Origin of the sequence: Vibrio sp. 10N.261.55.C5 (genome assembly GCF_041470505.1) — a bacterium.
Classification (GTDB): domain Bacteria; phylum Pseudomonadota; class Gammaproteobacteria; order Enterobacterales; family Vibrionaceae; genus Vibrio; species Vibrio crassostreae_C.
Genome location: NZ_JBFRMS010000016.1, coordinates 1 through 25,295, shown reverse-complemented (window position 1 = coordinate 25,295; position 25,295 = coordinate 1). Strand labels below are relative to the sequence as shown.

The 25,295-nt window shown below is 43.8% G+C and carries 20 protein-coding genes and 1 other annotated feature; of the genes, 9 read left to right on the top strand and 11 right to left on the bottom strand.

Features of this window, described 5'->3' with window-relative positions; genetic code table 11:
• Nucleotides 1-208 precede the first annotated feature (208 nt).
• Entirely contained in the window at nt 209-559 is a 351-nt protein-coding gene (locus AB4263_RS08145; RefSeq protein ID WP_017059350.1) for a DUF2799 domain-containing protein, read from the top strand.
• A 117-nt stretch (nt 560-676) separates the two neighbouring features.
• Here the strand turns inward: AB4263_RS08145 and murQ are convergent, their stop codons facing one another.
• Both murQ and AB4263_RS08135 read right to left on the bottom strand, forming a co-directional pair.
• Nucleotides 677-1,597, bottom strand: coding sequence for an N-acetylmuramic acid 6-phosphate etherase (gene murQ, locus AB4263_RS08140; RefSeq protein ID WP_050651903.1), 921 nt, complete (start codon nt 1,595-1,597; stop codon nt 677-679).
• Between the two features lie 45 nt (nt 1,598-1,642).
• Nucleotides 1,643-2,758: an anhydro-N-acetylmuramic acid kinase gene (locus AB4263_RS08135; protein WP_372098054.1), complete on the bottom strand. Its 1,116-nt coding sequence runs from the start codon at nt 2,756-2,758 to the stop codon at nt 1,643-1,645.
• A gap of 121 nt (nt 2,759-2,879) precedes the next feature.
• Between AB4263_RS08135 and nagZ the strand changes: the two genes are divergently transcribed.
• From nagZ to tyrA, 3 genes are all read left to right on the top strand, one after another.
• Nucleotides 2,880-3,869 (top strand): beta-N-acetylhexosaminidase, encoded by a 990-nt coding sequence (gene nagZ / locus AB4263_RS08130; RefSeq protein WP_017059353.1) that lies wholly within the window; start codon nt 2,880-2,882, stop codon nt 3,867-3,869.
• Between the two features lie 246 nt (nt 3,870-4,115).
• Nucleotides 4,116-5,189, top strand: a complete 1,074-nt coding sequence (locus tag AB4263_RS08125; protein ID WP_017059354.1) for a 3-deoxy-7-phosphoheptulonate synthase — start codon at nt 4,116-4,118, stop codon at nt 5,187-5,189.
• A 117-nt stretch (nt 5,190-5,306) separates the two neighbouring features.
• Nucleotides 5,307-6,434 (top strand): bifunctional chorismate mutase/prephenate dehydrogenase, encoded by a 1,128-nt coding sequence (gene tyrA / locus AB4263_RS08120; protein ID WP_017062859.1) that lies wholly within the window; start codon nt 5,307-5,309, stop codon nt 6,432-6,434.
• Between the two features lie 161 nt (nt 6,435-6,595).
• On the opposite strand, the gene AB4263_RS08115 is transcribed toward tyrA, so the two are convergent.
• The 3 genes from AB4263_RS08115 to ettA all read right to left on the bottom strand — a co-directional run bounded on the left by AB4263_RS08115 (nt 6,596) and on the right by ettA (nt 9,782).
• A complete protein-coding gene (locus AB4263_RS08115) occupies nt 6,596-7,606 on the bottom strand; it encodes a M23 family metallopeptidase (RefSeq protein WP_029235086.1) in 1,011 nt (336 codons plus the stop codon).
• A 49-nt stretch (nt 7,607-7,655) separates the two neighbouring features.
• Entirely contained in the window at nt 7,656-8,024 is a 369-nt protein-coding gene (locus AB4263_RS08110) for a PilZ domain-containing protein (protein ID WP_371713293.1), read from the bottom strand.
• Between the two features lie 90 nt (nt 8,025-8,114).
• Nucleotides 8,115-9,782 (bottom strand): energy-dependent translational throttle protein EttA, encoded by a 1,668-nt coding sequence (gene ettA, locus AB4263_RS08105; protein ID WP_017056147.1) that lies wholly within the window; start codon nt 9,780-9,782, stop codon nt 8,115-8,117.
• A 263-nt stretch (nt 9,783-10,045) separates the two neighbouring features.
• On the opposite strand from ettA, the gene sltY reads away from it, so the two are divergent.
• Together sltY and trpR are read left to right on the top strand one after the other, a co-directional pair.
• Entirely contained in the window at nt 10,046-11,995 is a 1,950-nt protein-coding gene (gene sltY, locus AB4263_RS08100; RefSeq protein WP_372098053.1) for a murein transglycosylase, read from the top strand.
• A gap of 172 nt (nt 11,996-12,167) precedes the next feature.
• Entirely contained in the window at nt 12,168-12,461 is a 294-nt protein-coding gene (gene trpR, locus AB4263_RS08095) for a trp operon repressor (protein ID WP_017059358.1), read from the top strand.
• A 128-nt stretch (nt 12,462-12,589) separates the two neighbouring features.
• On the opposite strand, the gene yjjX is transcribed toward trpR, so the two are convergent.
• From yjjX to AB4263_RS08065, 6 genes are all read right to left on the bottom strand, one after another.
• Nucleotides 12,590-13,111: an inosine/xanthosine triphosphatase gene (gene yjjX / locus AB4263_RS08090; RefSeq protein WP_017059359.1), complete on the bottom strand. Its 522-nt coding sequence runs from the start codon at nt 13,109-13,111 to the stop codon at nt 12,590-12,592.
• On the bottom strand, nt 13,074-15,452 hold the full coding sequence (locus tag AB4263_RS08085) for a bifunctional diguanylate cyclase/phosphodiesterase (protein WP_017059360.1): 2,379 nt from the start codon (nt 15,450-15,452) through the stop codon (nt 13,074-13,076). Before AB4263_RS08085 ends, yjjX begins: the two co-directional genes overlap by 38 nt.
• Nucleotides 15,453-15,785: 333 nt before the next feature.
• Nucleotides 15,786-16,961, bottom strand: coding sequence for a prephenate dehydratase (pheA, locus tag AB4263_RS08080; protein ID WP_017059361.1), 1,176 nt, complete (start codon nt 16,959-16,961; stop codon nt 15,786-15,788).
• Nucleotides 16,962-16,973: 12 nt separating this feature from the next.
• Nucleotides 16,974-17,095: a sequence feature (Phe leader region), on the bottom strand.
• A gap of 110 nt (nt 17,096-17,205) precedes the next feature.
• The gene (gene hpf / locus AB4263_RS08075; RefSeq protein ID WP_004735034.1) at nt 17,206-17,541 is read right to left on the bottom strand and encodes a ribosome hibernation-promoting factor, HPF/YfiA family; all 336 of its coding nucleotides are present in this window, start codon (nt 17,539-17,541) and stop codon (nt 17,206-17,208) included.
• A gap of 424 nt (nt 17,542-17,965) precedes the next feature.
• On the bottom strand, nt 17,966-19,390 hold the full coding sequence (locus AB4263_RS08070; RefSeq protein ID WP_346763713.1) for a lytic transglycosylase F: 1,425 nt from the start codon (nt 19,388-19,390) through the stop codon (nt 17,966-17,968).
• Between the two features lie 140 nt (nt 19,391-19,530).
• Entirely contained in the window at nt 19,531-20,259 is a 729-nt protein-coding gene (locus AB4263_RS08065) for an outer membrane protein assembly factor BamD (RefSeq protein WP_017059363.1), read from the bottom strand.
• Nucleotides 20,260-20,396: 137 nt separating this feature from the next.
• On the opposite strand from AB4263_RS08065, the gene rluD reads away from it, so the two are divergent.
• The 3 genes from rluD (at nt 20,397) to clpB (ending at nt 24,846) form a co-directional block, all read left to right on the top strand.
• The gene (rluD, locus tag AB4263_RS08060) at nt 20,397-21,371 is read left to right on the top strand and encodes a 23S rRNA pseudouridine(1911/1915/1917) synthase RluD (protein ID WP_017059364.1); all 975 of its coding nucleotides are present in this window, start codon (nt 20,397-20,399) and stop codon (nt 21,369-21,371) included.
• A 2-nt stretch (nt 21,372-21,373) separates the two neighbouring features.
• Nucleotides 21,374-22,114: a peptidoglycan editing factor PgeF gene (gene pgeF / locus AB4263_RS08055; protein WP_065584732.1), complete on the top strand. Its 741-nt coding sequence runs from the start codon at nt 21,374-21,376 to the stop codon at nt 22,112-22,114.
• A gap of 158 nt (nt 22,115-22,272) precedes the next feature.
• Nucleotides 22,273-24,846, top strand: a complete 2,574-nt coding sequence (gene clpB, locus AB4263_RS08050) for an ATP-dependent chaperone ClpB (RefSeq protein WP_065584733.1) — start codon at nt 22,273-22,275, stop codon at nt 24,844-24,846.
• Nucleotides 24,847-25,295 lie beyond the last annotated feature (449 nt).

The following is a 25,295-nucleotide window of genomic DNA, read 5'->3' as shown; positions in this document are numbered from 1 at the left end:
AAAGGAGTGTATGAGAAGAAACTTCCGCTATGAGAGTGAGTGGTCGAATAGCTAATTAAGTGGTGTTATAACTGATTGAGCGGTTTGTTCTCTTGCTTAAGAGGACAACAACAGACAATGAGTGGACATCAGTACGTGTTCAGCGGAGAATCACCACAAAGGCAGCGCTTCGTCAGAAAGTGGTGAAGTAACAATATAAAGGATTGAAATGAAAAAAATAATCGTACTATTCGCCGTGGCATTTAGCCTTGCAGGATGCAGCGCCAATGTTCAAGATTTAGCAGCTGAAGGCAATTGGCAAGAGATTGGCTATCGTGATGGTATCAAAGGCCACACTCAGCGTTCGTATTCAGAGATGACTGAGCTTGGCGCAGTCGATCAAGCGAGTTACACAGAAGGTTATCACCTAGGTGTGACTGAATATTGTAATCCGAACCATGCTTATCAGATTGGTTTATCTGGTCAGGTGTATGAAGGCGTGTGTTCTGGTACGGAAGACGCTCAACGTTTCCGTATGGAATGGCAACGCGGCTGGGACGAGTTCTCAAACGACTATTAAGCCCAAGCTAGCCATAAAAAATTAAAACTAAAAAAAGACCAGTACCGCGTGTGTGCTGGTCTTTTTGTATGTCGTTGAAGTAGCTGTCTAAATGAGAAGCTACAAGCCAAATTAAGATTACTGATTATTCTCGACGGCTTTTCTCAAGAAGCCATTTTGCTTATCAAGCTGAGCCTTGGCTAACTCTAAATCTAGCCCTGTTAGAATCATCAAAATAGATAACTTCACATCGTAATCAGTCGCTTTAAGTGTCGACACCGCCAGTGCTTTATCGCACTCCGTTGCTTGGATAACGATACGAGCGGCGCGGGCAACCAACTTTTCATTGGTCGCTTTTACGTCGACCATAAGGTTTTGGTAGCTCTTACCAATGCGAATCATGCTGGCAGTGGTCAGCATATTAAGCACCAGCTTTTGTGCTGTACCTGATTTGAGTCGTGTTGAACCAGTCAATGCTTCTGGGCCAACCACCGGGCTAATTGCGATTTGAGCGATTTCAGCAATTGGAGAGTCAGGGTTACAAGATAATGCAACCGTTACTGCGCCAAGCTGATTGGCATAGTTGAGTGCACCAATCACGTAAGGTGTGCGACCGCTCGCAGCAATACCTACCACGACATCATTTTCTGAAAACTGAATCGCTTTCAGATCTTCAATGCCGAGAGTTAGCGAGTCTTCTGCACCTTCTTTGGCTTTTAAAATCGCCTCTGGTCCGCCTGCAATTAAGCCGATAACCATTTTGTCCGAAACACCGAAAGTCGGTGGGCATTCTGAGGCGTCTAACACACCTAATCGACCACTGGTGCCTGCGCCCATATAAATCAGTCGACCACCGTTTTGAAAGGCATGAGCAATTTTATCGACCGCTTTCGCGATCTGTGGCAGTTCCGCTTCAATCGCCAGTGGGACTTGTTTGTCTTGTTGGTTAATCTTTTCAACCACTTCGAGAGAGGTGAGCAGATCAATATCCATAGTGTCAGGGTTTCTCCCCTCCGAAACGAGGTGCGAGAGCGCTGATATGAGAGCGTCGTTACTCATAATGATCCTTAAATGGTGATTCTAAAATTATGGTTCTAAAGTTGTTTAGTCAGCTCGATAGAGAACGCCTAGAGAGGCCGCTCTGCTTGCGCCAGTCACTTCTGGTAAATTGCTTGGCAGTTTATGAACATGACGCTGAGCAAGCCACGCAAAGGCCATTGCTTCCATGTAATCGGCATCCACGCCTTTACTGGTGGTTGAGTAAACCTCCCAACTTGGAAGCAGTTCAGACAGTCTCTTCATCAACAATGGGTTTCTTGTACCACCGCCACACACATACAGTGCAGGCTGGTTACCCAAGCGATAAGTCTCCACTTCATTGGCTATCGTCAATGCGGTGTATTCACAAAGCGTGCGCTGAACATCTTCTACTGCAAGATCTTTAAATTCTGTTAATTGTTGCTCTAGCCAAGGTAGGTTGAATAGTTCTCTACCAGTACTTTTCGGTGGCATTTGAGATAGATAAGACTCATTTAACAACTGTTCGAGTAAAGCTTGATTGAGTTGACCTTTAAGCGCAAATTGCGCATCACGGTCAAACTTCTCACCCGTGTGTTTATCAACCCAAGCGTCCATCAACATATTGCCCGGACCTGTATCATAACCAAGCGTTGGCTGATTAGGGCGCAGCACTGAAATATTCGAGATACCACCAATATTCAACACCACAACTGAGCTGTCTTGTGGCTGGAAAATAGTATGGTGGAAGGCAGGGACTAATGGCGCACCTTGTCCGCCTAATGCCATGTCTTTACGCCTGAAATCGGCAACCGTTTGAATCTGTGTTTTAGCGGCAATGATGTTGGCATCACCCAACTGCATGGTAAATGGAGATTCGCCGCTTGGCTGGTGGAATACCGTTTGACCATGATTACCAATCGCAGTCACAGAAGATGCAGGTGTACCTGACTTTTCGAGAAGTTGCAAAACCGCATCGCCAAACAGATGGCCAAGCTGGTGGTCGAGTTCTCCAATGGCAATTAAATCGGTTTTCTGACCAATACAAACTTCAAGCAGACGCGCTTTGAGGTCGTCAGGCATTGGGAACTCATCATGAGCAAGCAATGTGATGCGCGTATCTTCAATCGACACTAAGGCAGTATCAACACCGTCCATACTCGTCCCTGACATCACACCGATATACAGTTCTTTATGATCCATTCCTAAGCTCTTGCACTGCATTCTTAAAGTCTTCCACAGGTTGGTTTAAAAACATTGTAAAGCAAATTTAAAGAGAATAATCTCGGGAAGTTTATGAAATTAGGTTTAATAAGGGATAAATATGGGACCGTTGTGGGTTGATGTTGCAGGCTACGAGCTGACAGCTGAAGACAGAGAAATTTTAGAGCACCCAACTGTTGGTGGTCTCATCTTATTTGCTCGAAACTACCACGATAGCAAACAGTTATCGGCGTTAAACAAAGAAATTCGTAAGGTAGCGAAACGTCCTATTTTGATTGGTGTTGACCAAGAAGGTGGTCGAGTTCAGCGCTTCCGCGATGGCTTTTCAATTATCCCAGCTGCTCAAGAATTCGCGACTAAGAATAACGGTGAACATTTAGCAGAACAGGCTGGCTGGCTGATGGCGGCAGAATTGATTGCCCACGATATCGATCTGAGCTTTGCGCCAGTATTAGACAAAGGCCATGACTGTAAAGCGATTGGTAGCCGAGCGTTTGGCGAAGATATTGATACTATTGTTCGTCATAGCAGCGCTTTCATCAAAGGCATGAAGTCGGTTGGCATGGCGACGACAGGCAAGCACTTCCCTGGACACGGTGGCGTGATTGCTGACTCACACTTAGAGACGCCATATGACCCTAGAGACGACATCTTTGAAACAGACATGGCAATCTTCAAGGCGCAAATTGAAGCTGGAATATTGGATGCCATGATGCCAGCTCACGTGGTTTTCTCTCACTATGATGATCAACCTGCGAGCGGTTCACAGTATTGGCTGCAGAAAGTATTGAAGCAGCAGCTTGGGTTTAAAGGCTTGGTGTTCTCTGATGATTTAACGATGGAAGGCGCTGCCATAATGGGTGGACCAGCCGACAGAGCGAAAGCGGCCTTGAATGCAGGTTGTGACATGGTGTTGATGTGTAATAAACGAGATGCACAAATTGAAGCTCTGGATAACTTAGCGATTCAAGAGGTGCCTTTAGCCAACTCATTGCTTAAAAAACACAGCTTTGATTTGTCGACACTTCACTCGGATGCTAGGTGGAAAGAGACCTCAGAGACGATTAAGCGAATGCTAGGCAGTGAGTGATAAATAAACACATAATAATTTTAGATAAGGCGATATGATAAATATCGCCTTTTTTGTATGTGTGATCCGTGGTTTAAACCTATTTATCTCTTAGAGTGAGCTAAATTCAATGTGTAAGATAAGATTTACAGTTGATGTTTTTTATTGTTTACACTTGCAATCGTTTTTTTAGCTGTTATTGTGTTTTTAAAGATTGTTAGCCCAAATGGAAATGTTGGGTGTAAAAATAAATATACAGGTTGAGTTATGCAGAAAAGTGAATTAAGCAATGTCAATATCATCGACGAACAGGTACTGATTACTCCTGAGGAGTTAAAAGCAAAACTGCCTTTGAGTGATAATGCTCGTCGTTTCATTCAAGAGTCTCGTCAAACTATCGCAAACATCATTCATAAGAAAGATCATCGCATGCTTGTTGTATGTGGCCCATGTTCTATCCATGACATTGAAGCTGCGAAAGAGTACGCGAAACGCCTAAAAGCCTTATCTGAGCAACTTAGCGATCAACTGTATATTGTTATGCGTGTTTACTTTGAGAAACCTCGTACCACTGTCGGTTGGAAAGGTTTGATCAATGACCCACATCTAGACGGCACTTTCGATATTGAGCATGGTCTGCATGTAGGTCGTGAACTACTTGTTGAACTCGCTGAGATGGAAATCCCACTAGCGACTGAAGCATTAGACCCAATTAGCCCGCAATACCTAGCAGATACCTTCAGCTGGGCGGCTATTGGCGCTCGTACGACTGAATCTCAAACTCACCGTGAGATGGCAAGTGGTCTTTCAATGCCAATCGGTTTTAAAAACGGCACCGATGGCAACCTAGGCACTGCAATCAACGCAATGCAGGCGGCTTCTTCTAGCCACCGTTTCATGGGTATCAGCCGCGAAGGTCAGGTTGCACTACTAACAACGCAAGGTAACCCAAATGGTCACGTGATTTTACGTGGCGGTAAGCAGACGAACTACGATTCAGTATCGGTACACGAATGTGAGCAAGAGCTGGGTAAATCTGGCTTAGAGGCCGCGCTAATGGTCGACTGTAGCCACGCGAACTCTCGTAAAGATTTCCGTCGCCAACCTTTAGTTGCAGAAGATGTGATTCACCAAATTCGTGAAGGCAACAAGTCGATTATCGGCCTGATGATTGAAAGCCATATTAACGAAGGAAATCAATCTTCGGATATACCTCTCAATGAGATGAAATACGGCGTTTCTATTACCGACGCGTGTATCAATTGGGATTCAACTGAGGCACTATTGAAACATGCACATACGGAATTAGTCCCGTTCTTAGAGAACCGCTTGAAAGGTTAGTCAGAGTTTAAATTTAAGTGCCTCATCTAATGGGGCATTTTAAGATCTGTTGCTAGCGAACCTACGTGATTGTGGGATGATAGATTGGCACGGGCTTATAGATTAGTAAGGAATAAAATGGCCGTTGAACTGAACGAATTACGCGACCAAATCGATGCTGTCGATAAACAAATGTTGGATTTACTGGCTCAACGCCTTGCTCTAGTAGAGAAAGTAGGCGAAGTAAAAAGTGAACATGGTTTACCTATTTATGTACCAGAGCGTGAAGCTGCGATGCTGGCATCTCGTCGTCAAGAAGCCGAGAAAATAGGGGTTCCACCACAGTTAATCGAAGATATTTTGCGTCGTACTATGCGTGAGTCTTATGCCAGTGAGAAAGATTCTGGCTTTAAGTGTCTTAACCCAGAGTTACGTTCAGTGGTGATCGTTGGTGGTAATGGTCAACTTGGTGGCTTGTTTGGTCGTATGTTCAAACTGTCTGGCTACGAAGTGAAAGTCCTTGGCAGCCAAGATTGGGATACAGCCGATGAAATCTTGGATAATGCAGGACTTGTGGTTGTGACTGTTCCAATTCACTTAACTGAAGGTGTGATTGCGAAGCTAGGTAATCTACCAAGTGATTGTATTCTATGTGATTTGACGTCAATTAAATCTAAACCGCTGCAAGCAATGATGAACATGCACCAAGGCCCAGTGGTTGGATTGCACCCAATGTTTGGTCCTGATGTTCCAAGCCTTGCTAAGCAGGTGATTGTTTACAGTGATGGTCGTGGTTCTGAGAGCTACCAATGGCTACTGAATCAATTTGGTATTTGGGGCGCGAGCCTTTGCCAGATGGATGCAGCTGAACACGATCACGGCATGACCTTGATTCAAGCACTTCGTCACTTCACCTCTTTTGCTTACGGCTTACACCTGAGTAAAGAGAACCCGAATATTGATCAGCTTCTGAAGCTAAGCTCACCAATCTACCGACTTGAGATTGCGATGGTTGGTCGTCTATTTGCTCAAGACCCGAACTTGTACGGTGATATCATTCTGTCTTCGGATGAGAATATAGAGATGATTCGACGCTTCCATAGCTGTTTCGGAGAAGCGTTAGAAATCCTAGATGGCAAAGATAAGGCTAAGTTTGTTGAGAGCTTCAACCAAGTGAGTGATTGGTTTGGTGACTACTCACAACAATTCTTGCAAGAGAGCCAAAGTCTTCTAAAACAAGCACATGACTCGATTCATCGTGGTTAATACTGATTTGAAATCATAAAAAAGAGCGACCATCTGGTCGCTCTTTTTGTTTGTGCTGAACGCTATGAAAGCATTTTGCCTACAGTAGACTAAAAGCAATTAGATCATCATAGGCCAAATCAACAGGTCTTAGCTATTAACAACTAGTTAGCCATTAACAACTAGTTAGTCGTGATAGGTTTTTTGCTATCTTCACTCGATACGGTGTCGATGGTCGAGCTAATGTAAGGCACGTTAGTCAGGTTGATCTGCAAGCGAACCACATTATCAATCAGCTGAACTAGTGGGCCCCACTTAACCTTTTTCTCTTTCTCGAACACGTAGTTGAAGTTTTCCGGTGTCCAATCCATCAAGTATTGAGGGTTCAATGAACGACCAAGGAAGCGTACTTCATAATGCAAGTGTGGGCCGGTTGAGTTACCTGAGTTACCACAGCTCGCAATCACATCGCCTTTACTCACAAACTGACCGCTACGTACCTTGAACTTCTGTAGGTGCGCATAAGAACTCATGAAACCAAACGAGTGACGCATAGTAATAAAGTTGCCGAAGCCTTTTTTACTTGGGCGTACCGTTTCAATGACTCCATCTGCGGGCGCGACAATATCTTCACCACGCTTACACGTTAGATCGATACCAGTATGTACATGGCGTTTCCCTGAAATAGGGTTAGTGCGGCTACCATAAGAAGAAGATATACGTTGATAAGCCATCGGACTGTCGTTTGGAATCAAGCGGAACATTGTGGCTCTTACTGCTGAATCGACTGCAGCCGCATCAATGCGATCTTCTAAAGAAATATCATCGGTAAGCAGATCTTCATCAGCAAGACCCAGTACTGATTCCACATCGAATACACGCTTACCAAGTAGCTGAATCGTGCCTTCTTTCTCGGTCAGTGTTTGCGATAGCGAATGGTTGGTTTCTACTTGCTCAGCATAAAGAAATTCTGTTTGTTCTTTTTCAACAATCAGTGTTTCAATCAACTGTTGGGCATCACCCGCTTGCAGTGCGAGTTCTTGTTTACTCTCGAAGTGCATGTACGCCGCTCCGCCAATCAATAGCGGTACTGAAAAAATGGCAGTAGTGCAAATGAGCACGGCTTTACGGCCGAAGTAAAACGTCTGTTCCCCCTGACTGGAGGGAATAGTAATGGATAGTTTTTTAGACATGGTTCTGTATTAACTAAATGCTTCTAATAGAAAAAGGGTAATGGAGATGTCACTTACTACCTAAGTCGGTAAGGTGTTCAATCTCTCTATAAAGCAGGTCATCGTCGCCAACATTAAGCTCCACAAGTCGCTTAAGGTGGCTGATACTATCAATATCTAAATGCTCTATGCGTAAACGCATTGAGGTATTGATGGTAGAGACTATCGTTGCTTCTAACTGAATATTGATATCACTGTTTTCGAGCTTAAAGCTCACTTGAACAGGGACATCATGGCTAAGTTGTTTTGATTCATTGCATTGAATGAGTAAACCATGGAGTGATAAGTCTTGCACTGAGCCTGATATATTTACTTGTCCTTGTGAGATCTCAGTAGGGACTTGATAAATAACTCGTGAAAATTGACGTCTTTCAACCATAAGTAATCTCTCTATATCGATGCATTACACGTAAGCCAGATATATCAAAGGCCGCTATTATCGCGGCCTTTGTTCAAAATACAAGCTTATTTACTTAGCTATACGCTTGTACTTGATACGGTGCGGCTCTGCCGCTTGTGCGCCTAGAGTCTGCTTAAGCCACTCAGTGTACTCAGTATAGTTACCTTCGTAGAAGTTAACTTGACCTTCATCACGGTAGTCTAAGATATGGGTCGCAATACGGTCAAGGAACCAACGGTCATGCGAGATAACCATTGCACAGCCCGGGAATTCAAGCAGTGCTTCTTCAAGAGCACGTAGCGTTTCAACGTCAAGGTCGTTGGTAGGCTCATCGAGTAGCAGTACGTTACCGCCCGCTTTTAGCAGTTTCGCTAAGTGAACACGGTTACGTTCACCACCAGAAAGCTCACCGATGATCTTCTGTTGGTCGTTGCCTTTAAAGTTGAAACGAGAACAGTAAGCACGCGCAGGGATTTCGAAGTTGTTGATCTTAATGATATCAGCGCCTTCAGAGATCTCTTGGAATACTGTCTTAGTGTCGTCCATGCTGTCACGGAACTGATCAACAGAAGCAAGCTTAACGGTTTCGCCTAGTTCAACTGTACCTGAATCTGGCTGTTCTGCACCGCTTAGCATCTTGAATAGTGTTGATTTACCTGCACCGTTGGCACCAACGATACCGACGATTGCACCCTTAGGCATGCTGAACGATAAGTCGTCGATAAGAACGCGATCACCAAACGATTTAGTTAGGTTGTTCACTTCAAGAACTTTGTCACCTAGACGCTCACCTGGAGGGATAAACAGTTCGTTAGTTTCGTTACGCTTCTGGTATTGGCCAGTTGTCAATTCTTCAAAACGAGCCATACGAGCTTTAGACTTAGCTTGACGGCCTTTAGGGTTTTGACGAACCCATTCAAGTTCTTTCTCGATTGTCTTTTGACGTGCGCTTTCGCCCGCTTTTTCTTGCTTAAGACGCTCGTCTTTTTGCTCTAGCCAAGACGTGTAGTTACCTTCCCATGGGATACCTTCACCACGGTCAAGTTCTAGAATCCAGCCAGCTGCGTTGTCTAGGAAGTAACGGTCGTGGGTAATCGCCACAACAGTACCACTGTAATCAACAAGGAAGTGCTCAAGCCATGCTACTGATTCTGCATCCAAGTGGTTGGTTGGTTCATCAAGAAGCAGCATGTCTGGCTTTTCAAGAAGTAGACGACAGATAGCAACACGACGACGCTCACCACCTGATAGGAATTCAATTTTCGCATCCCACTCAGGAAGACGAAGTGCATCAGCAGCACGCTCTAGAGCAGTCTCTAAGTTGTGACCGTCTTTTGCTTGAATCAGAGCTTCTAGTTCGCCTTGCTCTTTTGCCAGTGCATCGAAGTCTGCATCTGGTTCTGCGTAAGCTGCGTAAACCGCATCAATACGCTTAAGTGCGTCAGCAACGTCAGAAACCGCTTCTTCTACGATTTCACGAACAGTTTTTGATTCGTCTAGCACAGGCTCTTGTGGTAGATAACCTACTTTAAGGCCTTGTTGTGCACGTGCTTCACCATCAATATCAGTATCAATACCAGCCATGATACGTAGTAGGGTAGATTTACCTGAACCATTTAGACCCAAAACACCGATTTTAGCGCCAGGAAAAAAGCTAAGAGAAATGTCTTTAAGAATTTGACGCTTAGGTGGAACAGTTTTGCTCACCCGAGACATGGTATATACGTATTCAGCCATTGCCGATCGATCCTAATTATTGTTCAAAATTGTCTGCTATTTTATACCAATATCCTCAAAGATGTTACTCCTAGGGCAGAAAAGCCACTCTTGAACTAATCCTTACCTATTATTGTCACATTGGTCATTAAAACTATATTTAATGGGCTTCTGAGGCGAAGTGTTAAATATTAATAATATTTACACTCAAATCCTTTACATTTGATGTGATGTCGGGCGTAAATAGACTTCACGTATTCATACACGCACTAAGGAAAGAGCGAATGTTTTTCCGCATTGGTAATACGAAAATTGCTGTGGCTGCATCGGCAATTTTGTCTTCGGTTTCACTGGCTCCGGTCGCTATGGCTAGCAATGCATCCGAGCTTGAAATGCAGCGTGACGTTTATGACAAAGCGCAAGAGGTTTTAGACAGCCGTGATCTAAAAGCTTACTCCGCGCTGCGTAACAAAATTCAAACATACCCTTTAACACCTTACACCGATTATCGGGCCTTTCTGATTGGCTTAGGTGATCGCACACCTGCTGAGGTCGATGCTTTCATTGAAGAGAACAAGGCATTGCCTTTCTCCAATCGAATGCGCGCACCTTATTTGGACTCATTGGCTTCTCAAAAACAGTGGAAGACGATCCTTGAGTTTCAAACCAAAGAGCCTGTCGGTGAAAAATACCAATGTATTTATTATCGAGCGCATTACGAGCAAGGTAACCAAGAGCTTGCCTTTAAAGGAGCTAAACAACTTTGGTTGAGTGGTAGTGGTGTTGATGACGCTTGTGACCCTTTATTTAAAAGCTGGGATCAAGCTGGGCTAAGAACTGATGAGCTGATTCTGGATAGAATGCTGCTAGCGTTCGAGGGCCGTAACGGTAAGTTAATGAGCTATCTGATTAAGCAATTGGATCATGATGAGTCAATTGCTCAAGCGAAGCAGATGAAGGCGTTGTACAACAAGCCTGAAAATGTACTCGCGTTTGCTAAAAAACATCCAGCGAATGAATTCTACCAAGCTCAAACCGAGTTTGCTTTCGAGAAGCTAGCAAGGAAATCATCAAGCAGTGCTCAAAAGGTGTTTGATGATGTCATCAAGGCTCAGAAGTTTTCGAAAGAGAAATCTCAAGAGCTCGCTGATTACCTAACGTTTCGTCTGATCAACACCGACTCTGAAGAGTTAATGGTGTGGCGCGACAAAATGCTCGCGAGTTCATCAAAGCAAGTTCTGCTGGAACGACGTGCTCGCTTAGCAATTCAACATGCCGATTGGACGGGTTTGAAAGAGTGGATAGCGCGCTTGGATGATAAACATCAGGCTTCGCTTCGTTGGCAATATTGGCAGGGCAGATCTGAAATCGCGACGGGCGATACTGACAAAGGCAATAAGCGACTGTCAGATATCTTGGGTCAGCGTAATTTCTACAGTGTGGCTGCGGCTAAGCAGTTAGGTAAGCCAGTTCAATATCCAACATCGACACTTAAATACAATGCTGAAACAGTGAAGCCATTCGACACCTCTTTGGTGCGTATTGGTGAACTGATTGACCGAGACAAAATTGCGGCAGCGAAAAGTGAATGGCGCTGGTTACTGACCAATGCAGATAAAGAGCAAAAAGAGATGCTTGCCGCTTACGCTGCGACACAGCGTTGGAATCACTTTACCGTAACAGCGAGTATCTCTGCGAAGATGTGGGATAACATTGCGCTGCGCTTCCCTGTTGCTCATAAGTGGTGGTTTAACTTCTACGCTGAAAAGCACGATCTCGATCCAATCACTTTGATGTCTTTAGCAAGACAAGAGAGTGCGATGGATTCAGAAGCTCGCTCTCCAGTTGGCGCGCGTGGCATTATGCAAATTATGCCCAAGACGGCGCAATACACAGCGAACAAACATAAGATTAAGTATCAGGGCAGCGATGATCTTTATGATGTCGGCAAAAACATTGAGATTGGCAGTCACTACTTAGATGGTTTACTCGCTCAATATGATGACAACCGTATCTTTGCGTTTGCGGCTTATAATGCTGGACCTAGCCGTGTGAAACAGTGGCGTTCACGCAGCGATGAAAAGCTCGATGCCTTTGCATTTATCGAAATGATCCCATTCAAAGAGACACGTGGCTACGTTCAGAATATCTTGATGTTTGAGACCTACTATCGAGATATCTTGGGTGAGAAAGGGACGTTTTTAGCGCCCCATGAGGCAAAAACGAAATACTAAGCCTTCGGCATTTGGCCCGAAACTGAGTAAGAATAAAGGCAGTGAGTGCTAACCATTTCCACTTACTGCCTTTTTACATTGGATCGCATCAAGTGTTTCGGTATAAAGTGTTAAACGCTTTCAATCGTTAAGCGACTCTTTAAAGTCAGAATTTAAAAGTAAGTGTAGAGATATGGCATCACAACCTGAATATGATAATTGGCAACAACTGATGGACTTGGTAAAGACGGCTGTCGAAAAAGATCAGCACGAGCTGTTGTTGACTATGATGATGACACCAGACGAGCGAGATGCTCTGGTTGCTCGAATTAATATCTTCTGTGAGCTGATGAAAGGCGATATGTCTCAACGACAGGTGAGTCAAATGCTGGGCGTAGGCGTAGCGACGATAACCAGAGGCTCAAATGAGCTAAAGGCCAAATCTGAGCAAGAGAAAGTCGTGATCGCCGACCTATTGCTAAAGTAATAATGGAATTAAGCTATCACGCGATAGTATGAATACGAATTCGATAAAAAACGCTAACTGGATGTTAGCGTTTTTTGTTTCTGAAGATTGTTCTTGGAATCTTTTGAAGTTTAAGGAAGCCTCAAATACTAAATAGGAAAGTGTTCAGGATTCACAAATGGGATCAGAGCCAAAATTAAAGCTTGATGATAGACCGAACTGCGTGACAATTGGTTATGTGTCAGTAGGCCAATGGCACCACCTTTCTGTTTGATATTGTCGGTACCAAACACTTCATCCATCACATCCCCTAACTCGTTTGCATGCTCTAGTTTCTCAAGCACGGCTGGTGGCAGCATCAGACTTGCTGAACGAGACTCGCCACGTTGGCCATTCGTTTCGATCACCATCCAGGCAAAGGTGACGTTTGTTTCTATTCCCGCTTCTAGACCAACATAGAAGTCTGCATCAGGCTGAGCTTGAGTTGCGTTGTGAACTCGATTCACGGCACCTTGATAGGTTTCATCATTGCTCATCGGTTGATCGGCGACACCACTAGGGACGCTGATGCCTTTGAAATCAAATTCAGTATCAGGAAAAGCAGATAAGAACGCACTTTTAACGGCGTTTATTTTAGCTGGGTTCAGCGATGCGATGATTACAGATTTCATGTGTCGGATTCTTTTTGTTGTCGATTAGATTGAGTTGATGTTGTCGGTACCAGTCACTCAACTCTTCTAGTGGCATGGGTTTACCAAAGTAATAGCCTTGCAGCATATCGCACTGTGCATCCTGTAACCACTGGTGCATGTCTTGAGTTTCAATCCCTTCGGCGGTGACCTTTTTCCCCTGAGCATGACACAACCCGATAACTGGTTTTACGATGTTCTGGTTATCGGTTTCAATTAAGGTATCCAAAAACGCTTTATCCAATTTAATTTTCTGAGTTGGATACTGCACCAGTTGAGTGATAGAGGTGTAACCGGAACCAAAGTCATCAATCGCCAGTCGATAACCCATGCATGACAGCTCATTCAGCAATGGGAAGCCTTCTGAGTTTGAGTAAAAGGTTTCAGTGATTTCAAAATCGATTAGGCTTGGTGGAATTCGATTTAACTCCGCGTGTTCTTTAATGAAACCCGCAAGGTGAGTGGTTTCAATGCCAGCAGAAGATAAGTTGATCGACAATTGAATCGAGTGATCAAATTGAGTCTGAAGTCGATGGAATGAAGCAAACGCATTCTGTATTACCCAGCGGTCAACATGTTCGAACAGCCCGGTTTGTTCGGCTATTGGAATGAACTCATCCGGTGGAACCAAACCAAGTTGCTTTGAATTCCAACGTAATAACACCTCAACGCCAATAACATCAGTCCCGGTAGAATCCATGTAGGGCATGTAAACGAGCCTGAATTCATCATCAAAATTCTTACCTCTAAGCGCACGTTCAATGTCTGCTTGGCGCTGAATGGCTTTGTCTAAATCCCGTGAATAGTCAGCAAATTGGTTTTTACCGGCACGCTTGGCTTGGTACATCGCAGTATCCGCGTTGGACAGTAGCTTCTCGATTGAGTTGCCATCATTAGGGTAGGTCGCAATACCAATACTGACCGTGATCGGAAAGCTGCCTGATTCGGTGACAAAACCTTTTTGCAGTGGAGTCAGTAAATCATTCGAGAATCGATGCGCGACATTTCCTCGGTGACTAGGAGCGTTAATGTAGACAACGAACTCGTCTCCAGAAAGTCGGGCTGGCATACAATGAGCGTCGAACTCCTCTTTATAGTGACGACAAATATCTGAAATACGCTGAGCAAAAGAGACCAGAATCGAGTCGCCGATTTGATGTCCGTATTTGTCGTTCACAAACTTGAAGTTGTCCAAGTCAAAATAGAGAACCCAGGTTTCGGTATTCGAACTCGGTTTTGGCAACGATTGCTGAACGAAGGTTTGAAACTGATGCCTATTGGCTATTTGGGTTAACTGATCATTTTCGGCCAAGAGCTTGGTCTGTTGGTAGGTGTTATCTAACTCTTGGTACATGTCATAAAAACGCTGTGATAGGCGGCCAAGCTCGTCACGAGTGCCTAAGCGTTCAATGTTCTTACGTTGTTTTTTTTCGACTTGCTGTAGCTGTCGATCGAGCCGTGTTATTGGAGTAATCACAGTGCGAGACAGAAGCATGAGTAGCAGAGCGACAGTTACAAACGCAGACAGTGCAAACGACAAACTCAGCTTGTTCCAAATTGAATCGAGCTTGTTTTCCAACAGGAATTGCGCCGGATCGACCGTGGCGTACAGTTCTGGTGCAAGCTTGACTGAGTGAGTAACATCATTTTCCAAAGAAACCGCTATGGATGTGAAGAACAAGCTGGTTTGGTAGTCGAACTCTATCTGTTTTCTCAGCGCATTAAATTTGTCGAGAGAGACAGAGACAACAACAAAGAACACATCGTCGGGTTGATTGTTAACGGTTGGGAAAATCGCTTTTCTATCTACCTTGTCATAGTGAACCAACATCCCTTCGCCTTGGGAGTTTTGAATATAGTTGGTACTCGATGTTGCTAAGGTGTCTTGATAGTGCAGGTCAACATACTCCAATATCTTACTGTCAATCTGAGTGCGTGAGTCATTGCTATTATCCGCGTAATAACGCAGTTTTCGATCACCATTAAGAAGCGCTAAACCTGTATAGCTTTCATCGTCATCTTGCAGGAAATGAATGGCTTCTCGAAGATTACTGACCAGTTCAAGATCGCGAGATAGATTTTGGTCAGTGAGAAAATAACGCTTCACCATATCACTCTGGGTCAAGGTGTAAGAGTAGCTATTGAGGAACGAACGAGATTGGCGAAAGTATCCGGCTAGTTTTTCCATGTTCAGTTGAAGTGCGTTGTCTTCGCGTTTGATGAAACTGCTTTTTTGCGTCGAATAAATAATATAGCTAGAAGCCGCGGTACTGATCAGTATCACAGGGGCTATTAGTAGTAAGATTTTAGTACTTAGCTTCATAGTTAATGACAACACTATTTATAAATTAAGCGCATAAGTTTATGTTACTTAATGCTTACTCGCTATTAATTATACGTAGTTCGATGATTTCCTGTGAAGGGGGTAAGGTTTTGTCTTTATTGATAAAAAAAGCCACTAATGAGTTTTTGTTAGAAAGGCTCAAGTAGTGGAGAGAGTAAGCGTGCCGAATGTGCGAAACAAGTGAATTGTGTTTCAGGCATGCTAGGGTGAGTTTTCTTAGCGAGAATAGTACTCGACTAGAGGGTGATTTAAGTATTTGGCCTACTGTAGGCCAAATACTTATGTTAGCTAAAAGCTGATACTCACTTTCAGCTATGACAACTTAACTTGAGTCGCTTTGATGTTCTCACTTGGGTAGCAACCCAACACCTTAAGGTGGCGAGTAATGGCTGTTAGTTCCGTTATCGCTTGTTGCATATTATCTGAATCCAGATGCGCCTCTAAATCGACATAGAACATCTCTTCCCAAGGGTTACCCATGATAGGACGAGATTCTAGCTTAGTCATGTTGATGCCTAAGCGTTGCAGGATCAGTAGTGTTTCTACCAAAGAACCCGCCTCTTGAGATGTCGACATGATGAGCGTTGTTTTCGCTGGTATTTGAGTCGATACTTCAACAGGCTTACGCGCCACAACGATGAAACGAGTGTGGTTCTCTGTTTGGTTTGCAATATTGCTCTGGATTGGCTGTAGTCCATAAAGCTTACCGCTCGATGCATTACCAATAGCAGCTACGTCATTACCACCCAATTCTTTAACTTTTTTCATTGCATCAGCGGTGCTTGCGCAAGACTCAAGGTTGACACCCTTAAGGCGGCTCAAGAACTCACTGCATTGTTGATGAGGTTGTGGGTGCGAGTAGAGTGTTTTGATGTCTTCTAAACGGATATCACTTTTAGCAACAAGGCAGTGCTCAATCGGTTGAGAAAGTTCGCCAACAATGTATAGAGTCGTATGCTGTAACAGGTCGTAGACCTCGTTAATTGACCCTGAACTGGTGTTCTCAATCGGCAGGACACCGTAGTCGGCATGGCCAGACTCTACTGTTGATGCGACTTCTTTGAAGTGATTACAGTTCAGCTCAATCAATTCCATATTCTTGCGGCTGAAGTATTCGCGGCTCGCAAGGTGAGAATACGATCCCTTAGAACCTAAGAATGCAACGCGAGCCAATGGTTTACGGCTTTGCGGGTTCGCTAGGTTTTGTAAGTATGACTGTTGTAGTAAAACGGAATCTTCGATGATGGTGTGAAACAGCTTGGTAATGTACTGCGCATCAAGTTCGTATTTATCTTTGCCGTTGTTGATCAGCTTAACTAATAGTTGTTGTTCTCGTACTGCATCACGAACTGGTTTTGATGTCTCTACTTTGCTTTTAGCGACTTCGATACTTAGCTTGCGACGCTCTGAAAGTAACTTCAGGAGTTCGTCGTCTAAATCATTAAGACGAAGGCGGATATCATCCAGTGAAATTGAGCGGTCAGTCATAAATGTGTCCTTATAAAAAAGCCTCCCTAGTGTGGGAGGCTTCTTGTTCGTTTTTGACTTGTTTTTCTAAAACGACTTAGCCTCCGATTTACGGAAGAAAAAAGAAGTCAAAAATAAACAAAGATTGAGTGTGCATAAAAAGTGATTGTTTTATGAATGTTTAAACACAATAAGCAAGCTAGCTACGAGCGTCAAGCAAAAAAATAGCGCCCTGAGGCGCTATTTTTTAATCTGTTCTCTTTCCTTATTCTACTTCAGCTTCTAGCTCTTCGATTTCAGGCTTTTCAGCGCGGCGCGCTTCTGGTTTATGGCGTAGCTTGTTGAGTTGACGCTCTAGTTTTTGTTCTACTTCGTTGATCGCTACGTAGAGGTCGTCATGGATTGATGAAGCAACAAGTTGGCCTTTTGGTACGGTTAGTACCGCTTCAAATTTCTTCTTCTTGTTTGGTTCTTCGCTAAAGCTCGCTTGGCAGCCAATGATGTCTACTTGCCATTTATCTAGCTTTTTAAATTTGCTTTCTATGTGATCACGGATTGCAGAGGTAATGTCGATGTTTTTACCAGTGATGTTCATTTTCATAGAAGTTTTCCTCTGTTGTATCCCTCATGGGTTAACTTCAGATTACGACTTTTAGGAATAAAGAATGTGATCTAGATCTTGTTTTGGTTGGGTGGGATAAGCATTAAAATCAAATGTGATCTTACGCAAGTCTTAGTATCTTTTTGGCGAAAAATGCTTGTTATCCTTATGAAAAACGATAACTTGGAGGCAAGGCTTCGCTAAAAATTAAATCAGTTTTTAGGGGCGTCCTACAGCCTATGGAAAGTGCTTGATTGAAATTTACTCAATAGTGTTTTGTGATATAGGTCTTGTAATATAGGTCGCTACATAAGCTTCTTCAGAATTAGATAAACAAAAGCCGCATAAGTATTCTTATGCGGCTTTTGTGTTTTTTAGCTTTACCTAATACCTTTGGCTCCCCAGCTCTGGGATGGAGGCGATCCTAGTCGTTAGTGTTCAGTAATCTCGCTGTGCCGTCCTCTCGGATAGCATTGATAGCTTGTAATTGTTTATAGATTACGAAGTAACGATTGATGTTGGCAACATAGGTTACGGGTTCTTTACTCACGTATTTGCGAGTGATGATTTCTACGTTTTTAAACCAGATGTTTGGGTTGTAACCTTTCTGCTTGGCAATGCTCCTCATCTTTCTGATCTTAGCAGGACCAGCGTTGTAAGAAGCCAAGGTAAAGTAGATTTGATTGTCGGGTGATATTGCCGGGTCGTCAAAATATCGGTCTTTGATAAAGCGCATATACTTCACACCCGCATGGATGTTGTTATCCACCTTATGGATGTTCTTGATGTTGACGTTTTTATCTTTGGCGGTACTCGGTAATACCTGCATCACACCAATAGCCCCGCGATGAGAAATCCGGCTCTGATCCAGTCCTGATTCTTGGAAACCTTGAGCTGACATCATCAAAGGATCAAATTCATACTTGCTCGAATACTTTTCAAAGACATCTGAGAGTTTAGCTACTCGGTCTACTTTATTGGGGTTGAGTGCTCGGCCTAACCAGCGAGTATTGTCGATGTATTTCTGGTAGATGACATTCCCAAGCAGGGTGCCTGTTCGTGCGGTCTTGACGTATTTGTTTATCTCTTTCTTCAGTTGAGGGCTGTCTTTTCTTAAAGCCCAAGCAATACGACCATTTTCTAGTAAAGGTAAGTCGTTATGGACTTGAATGTTTTCCATTACATCGATCCAGAGCTTGGCTTTATGGTTATCCAGAATTGTGCCTTGTATATAACCTTGGTTAACCAGTTCTATCAGCTCGTAGTCTTGTAATGACTCCTCGATAAAGTGGACATGCAGTGGTGGTAAACCTAGCTCGTTAAGCTCCTTATTAACTCTTTGTACACTCTCGAAGTAACTCGAGCTTGCTCGTATCCACACCTCTTTGCCACTCAATTGCTTGATTTCGGTGATAGGTTCGGCCTTTTTCCCTGTGATAATGAGTTCTTTACCATCTTTAATCATCGGATCCGAAAAATCGATGGTTCGTAATCGTTTATCGGTGATCGTTAGGTTAGCGACAGCGACATCACCATAGCCAGACTCTAAAGAGGGAAGTAGATCATCTCGTTGCACGGGGATGATTTGAACATTGAGATAGGGATGTTTCTTACGAAGGCTTTTCTCAAAGTGGTAGAGCATTTCTGCCACGATGCCTTTTGGCTTGCCATCCTCGATGTAATAGAAACCAAGATCGGCAGACACTAGCACTCTAACCGTTCCTTTGGTTTTGAGCACATCCAAGTCACCCATGTAAGGCTTATTGCTTAATGGAGACAGTTCTAATGCGTAGGATAAGTGGCTAAACAGCGATATCCAGATAAATAATAACAACCTACTCACATCCACACTCCATGTTGATGTTTTGTTAAAAGTTATCTTTTGAAGATACCGTGTATTATGCGATCCATCAAGTTTGCGATATGTAGATGAAAAAAAGCGCGCTAGTAAATTAGCGCGCTTTTAGGATTGAGATGTAAGAGGTTTGATTAAGGTAGTGGGTTTAACTCAATCAACTTTTCTGTTCTTAACACAGCGTCATCTAGGCCGAGTTGTTGATAAGCTTTTAGCTGGATATCTAAAGACTTACGCGCAGCAATGGTGTCTGGGTAAGTTTTTTGCAGCTCTTGCGTTCTGTTGATCGCAGCAATCCAAGCTTCGCGGCGTAGGTAGAAATCAGCGGTTGCTAAGTCATACTCTGCTAGGCGGTTCTTAAGTGCGAACATGCGTTTTTGTGCATCTTCAGCATAAGGGCTGCTAGGGAAACGTTCGAGTAGTCGCTTGAAGTCAGCAAACGCAAGCTTCACTGGTTCAGGATCTCGGTCACTACGGTCGATATTAAAAATATCGTGCATGAAGTTTCGATCTTGTGCCATGTGCGTTAAGCCGCGCATGTAAAGAACCCAGTCTTGTTTCTCATGCGTTGGGTTCAAACGTAGGAAACGTGAAATGGTAGCAAGGCCAAGTGCCAAGTCATCATTTTTGTAGTAAGCGTAAATCAGATCGAGCTGTACTTGCTCAGAATAGGCGCCGAATGGGTAACGTGAGTCTAGGGCTTCTAGCTTTTCTATTGCTGAAAGCCAGCTACCGCTCTGCAGTGATTCTTGCGCGTCAGAGTAGAGAACCGATGGTGGTACATCTGGCACTATCTCTTCACTACTTGAACAACCAACCAAGAGTGATACGGCTAATAGACCCGATAAAGTAAGGTGTTTCATGTCAGGCGTCGATTCCTTGAATTAAATATTTCGTAAGCTTCCGTTACTTTCTAACCAGTAACAGATACAATGATGCAATTATTCTATTTTATCCATACTAATGGGTATTAGTCTCACGGTTTTTAAAAAAGTTCGATATGGCTCAGCAGATCACATTAACAGACACAGTAAAAAGCAGCCAGTTAGGTCAACGTTTAGACCAAGCTGTCGCTGAACTATTTACCGATTTTTCTCGCTCTCGCATTAAAGAGTGGCTTCTTGACGGCAAAATCCAAGTGGATGGCGAAGTTATTACAAAGCCGCGCGTTAAGGTTTTGGGCGGTGAAGAGATCATCTTGCAAGCTGAACTTGCAGATGAAGAGCGCTGGGAAGCACAAGATATTCCTCTAAACATTGTCTACGAAGATGATGACTTATTGGTTATCAATAAGCCTCGCGATCTGGTTGTACACCCAGGCGCAGGCACACCGGATGGAACCATACTAAACGCATTGCTTTTCCATTACCCACAGATTGCAGAAGTGCCTCGTGCAGGTATTGTGCACCGTCTTGATAAAGACACAACAGGCCTTATGGTTGTGGCTAAAACGGTTCCAGCTCAAACTCGTCTTGTGCGTGCGCTTGCTAAGCGTCGTATTACTCGTGAGTATGAAGCAATTGCAATTGGCAAAATGACCGCTGGTGGTGTGGTAGAGAAAGGCATTAGCCGTCATGCAACTAAGCGTACCTTAATGGATGTAAATGAATTAGGAAAGCCAGCGGTAACTCACTACCGTGTTGCTGAGCACTTCCGCGAGCATACTCGTATTCGTCTACGCCTAGAAACGGGTCGTACTCACCAAATTCGTGTTCACATGTCATACCTTCAGCATCCGCTGCTAGGTGACGTTGCATACGGTGGTCGTGCTCGTATTCCAAAAGGTGCATCTGAAGAACTAACAACAATGATTCGTTCTTTTGATCGCCAAGCACTGCACGCCGTTATGCTTAAATTTGTTCACCCAATTACAGGTGAAGAAGTTGAGTTCCACGCTCCTGTGCCAAATGACATGGTCGTGATGGCTGAAGCGTTACGTGTTGATGCGCGCGAAAACTTGGAAGACGACATTTAATCATGTCGATGATCATCCCTAACTGGAATGCACCAAAAAACGTGAAAGCATTTGCTTCGACACGTTTTGATGGTTTTTCTACTGGTGCGTATCAAGGATTAAACCTAGGTACGCATGTTGGGGATGATGCTTCGCTTGTTGAAAACAACAGAGCCTGGCTCAAGCAACACGCTAATATGCCTGCCGCTCCGGTATGGCTACATCAAACTCACTCAACAGATGTCGTTACGGTTTTACACCCTACGGCAGATATTCTTGATGCTGACGGTGCATTTACCACAGCTAAAGATGTTGTTTGTTCTGCGATGACAGCCGATTGCTTACCTGTAATCCTTACTGATACCAAAGGCACTCAAGTTGCTGCAGTTCATGCTGGTTGGCGTGGTCTTGCTGGTGGCATTCTTGAAAATGCCGTCGCAAAGTTTTCAAACTTAGGTTCAGAGAATAAGATCATTGCTTGGCTTGGTCCTGCAATAGGCAAACAAGCTTTTGAAGTAGGCGATGATGTGTTGGAAGCTTTCGTTAGTTTTGACTCTCAAGCTAAGCTCGCATTTGAAGCCAAAGCTGAACCAGGCAAATGGCTAGCGAATATGTCTCAGCTTGCAACGCAACGACTGAACAAAGTTGGTGTAACTTCTGTGACAGACTCTAATCTATGTACCTTCGCTGATGCCGATGCGTTCTATTCTTATCGTCGTGATGGTATTACTGGACGCCAAGCTACTTTTATTTGGTTAGAGTAACCTTTAACTAGTGCAACCTTTAACTAGTGCAACCAGTCATCCAGCTCATTTATATTTTTATAACAGCTCTATTCTTCATTCTTATCCCTTGAAAATCCGCGTTACCGTATCCATCTTCTAACCATAAGATAAACATATCTAAGAGTAGGAAGGTTGGCATGCGTCTCGATCGATTCACTAGTAAATTCCAAATTGCGATATCTGATGCTCAGTCGCTCGCATTAGGTCGTGATCACCAATATATAGAGCCTGTGCACCTAATGGTGTCTTTGCTTAATCAAGATGGTAGTGCAATTCGTCCATTGCTCACCATGCTGAATATTGATGTGGTTCAATTGCGTTCAAAGCTAAGCGAAATATTAGACCGTGTACCGAAAGTAAGTGGTATCGGTGGTGATGTTCAACTGTCGAATGCAATGGGTACTTTGTTCAACCTATGTGACAAGGTCGCACAAAAGCGTCAAGACACATACATTTCTTCGGAAGTCTTCCTACTTGCCGCAATTGAAGATAAAGGCCCTTTAGGTAACCTGCTTAAAGAGCTAGGTCTTACTGAGCAAAAATTATCTCAAGCTATCGAGCAGGTTCGTGGCGGTCAAAAAGTTGATGACCCAAATGCCGAAGACCGACGCCAAGCGTTAGAGAAGTTCACCATCGATCTGACTGAAAGAGCGGAGCAAGGCAAGCTGGATCCGGTAATTGGCCGAGATGACGAAATCCGCCGTACTATCCAAGTACTTCAGCGTCGTACTAAGAACAACCCAGTCATTATCGGTGAACCTGGTGTTGGTAAGACAGCTATCGTTGAAGGTTTGGCTCAGCGCATTATTAACAATGAAGTGCCAGAAGGTTTAAGAGGCCGACGCGTACTTTCATTAGACATGGGTGCTTTGGTAGCTGGCGCTAAATATCGTGGTGAGTTTGAAGAGCGTTTGAAGTCAGTCCTCAATGAATTGTCTAAAGAAGAGGGCAATATCATTCTCTTCATCGATGAAATTCATACTATGGTCGGCGCTGGTAAAGGTGAAGGCTCTATGGATGCCGGTAACATGCTAAAACCAGCGTTGGCTCGTGGTGAACTCCACTGTGTTGGCGCAACGACTCTTGATGAATACCGTCAATACATAGAGAAAGATCCAGCGTTAGAGCGCCGCTTCCAAAAAGTGCTTGTCGATGAACCAACGGTTGAAGACACGGTGGCGATTCTTCGTGGTTTGAAAGAGCGCTATGAACTTCATCATCATGTAGAAATTACCGACCCAGCAATCGTGGCTGCAGCAACACTATCTCATCGATACGTTTCTGATCGTCAACTGCCGGATAAAGCGATTGATCTGATTGATGAAGCGGCTTCGAGTATCCGTATGCAGATCGACTCAAAACCTGAGTCGCTAGATAAGCTCGAGCGTAAGATCATTCAATTGAAGATCGAGCAGCAAGCTCTTACCAATGAAAATGATGAAGCCAGTGAAAAACGTCTTCGAACATTACAAGAAGAGCTTTCTGACAAAGAACGCGATTTCGCAGAGCTTGAAGAAGTGTGGAATGCAGAGAAAGCCGCGCTTTCAGGCACGCAACACATCAAGTCAGAGCTAGAACAAGCTCGTATGGATATGGATTTTGCGAGACGTGCTGGTGATCTTAACCGAATGTCTGAATTGCAATACGGTCGAATCCCAGAATTAGAGAAGCAGTTAGATCTTGCGACTCAAGCTGAAATGCAAGAAATGACGCTGCTGCGTAATAAGGTCACTGATGCAGAAATTGCAGACGTGCTATCGAAGCAAACAGGCATACCTGTTTCTAAAATGCTAGAAGCCGAGAAAGAGAAGCTTCTTAAAATGGAAGGTGTTCTACATAAGCGAGTTATTGGCCAAGCGGAAGCAGTCGAAGTGGTATCGAATGCGATTCGTCGTAGCCGTGCAGGTTTATCTGATCCAAACAAGCCGATTGGATCTTTCTTATTCCTTGGTCCAACTGGCGTTGGTAAAACGGAGTTGTGTAAAACACTCGCGAACTTCATGTTTGATAGTGACGATGCAATGGTGCGTATCGACATGTCTGAGTTTATGGAGAAACACTCTGTTGCTCGTTTGGTTGGTGCTCCTCCGGGTTACGTTGGATATGAAGAAGGTGGTTACTTAACAGAAGCAGTGCGTCGCAAGCCTTATTCAGTGATTTTGCTAGATGAAGTAGAGAAAGCGCATCCTGATGTTTTCAATATCTTATTGCAGGTGCTTGATGATGGACGCTTAACTGATGGACAAGGTCGTACAGTCGATTTTAGAAACACGGTAGTGATCATGACATCCAACCTTGGCTCTTCGAGAATTCAAGAGAACTTCAATACGCTCGACTACCAAGGAATAAAGAATGAAGTGATGGAAGTGGTAGGTAAACATTTCCGTCCTGAGTTTTTGAACCGAGTTGATGAAAGCGTGGTGTTCCATCCATTGGGTCAAGAGCACATTCAGTCGATAGCCGCTATTCAGCTTGAGCACCTTAAGAAGAGAATGGAAGACAATGGTTATGAGCTTGAAGTTTCGGATAAAGCACTCAAGTTAATTTCTCAAGTTGGTTTTGATCCAGTATATGGTGCACGACCTTTGAAAAGAGCGATTCAACAAAGTGTCGAGAACCCGTTAGCGAAAGCGATACTGGCAGGAAAAATTAATCCAGATAAGAAAGTGCAGCTATTAGTAAACAACGACCGCATTATTGCTCACCAATAGTTGAAGTAAGAACGGTAGGTACGATTGGCCGAAATTAAGGCTTAATCGTACCTATTTTAAACGCTTTGTGTGAATAGTGTTCGAACGGTCGCCGGTGGCGGCTTTTTTTCGTTTTTAGCCTTGTACAAAGGATTATTCTCTCTATAATGCGCCTCCGTTGCCAAGGATAACCAAGCGGTTTGAACTGAGTAACAAGACGGTGATAAGCATTTAAGATGCTTTGAAAAATTAGCTGGAAAAAGTGTTTGACACTGGAATCTAATCCGCTAGAATGGCCGTCCACTTCGAGAGGCTCCTTACTAAAAGGAAGGCTCAACAAGTAAAGCTCTTTAACAATTTAAACCTATCAATCTGTGTGGGCACTCGTTGATGAATATCAAAACGTTTTATCGTTAGATAAAACAGATTCTTCGGAATCAAAATTGATTTCAATGAACTGAGTGACCAAT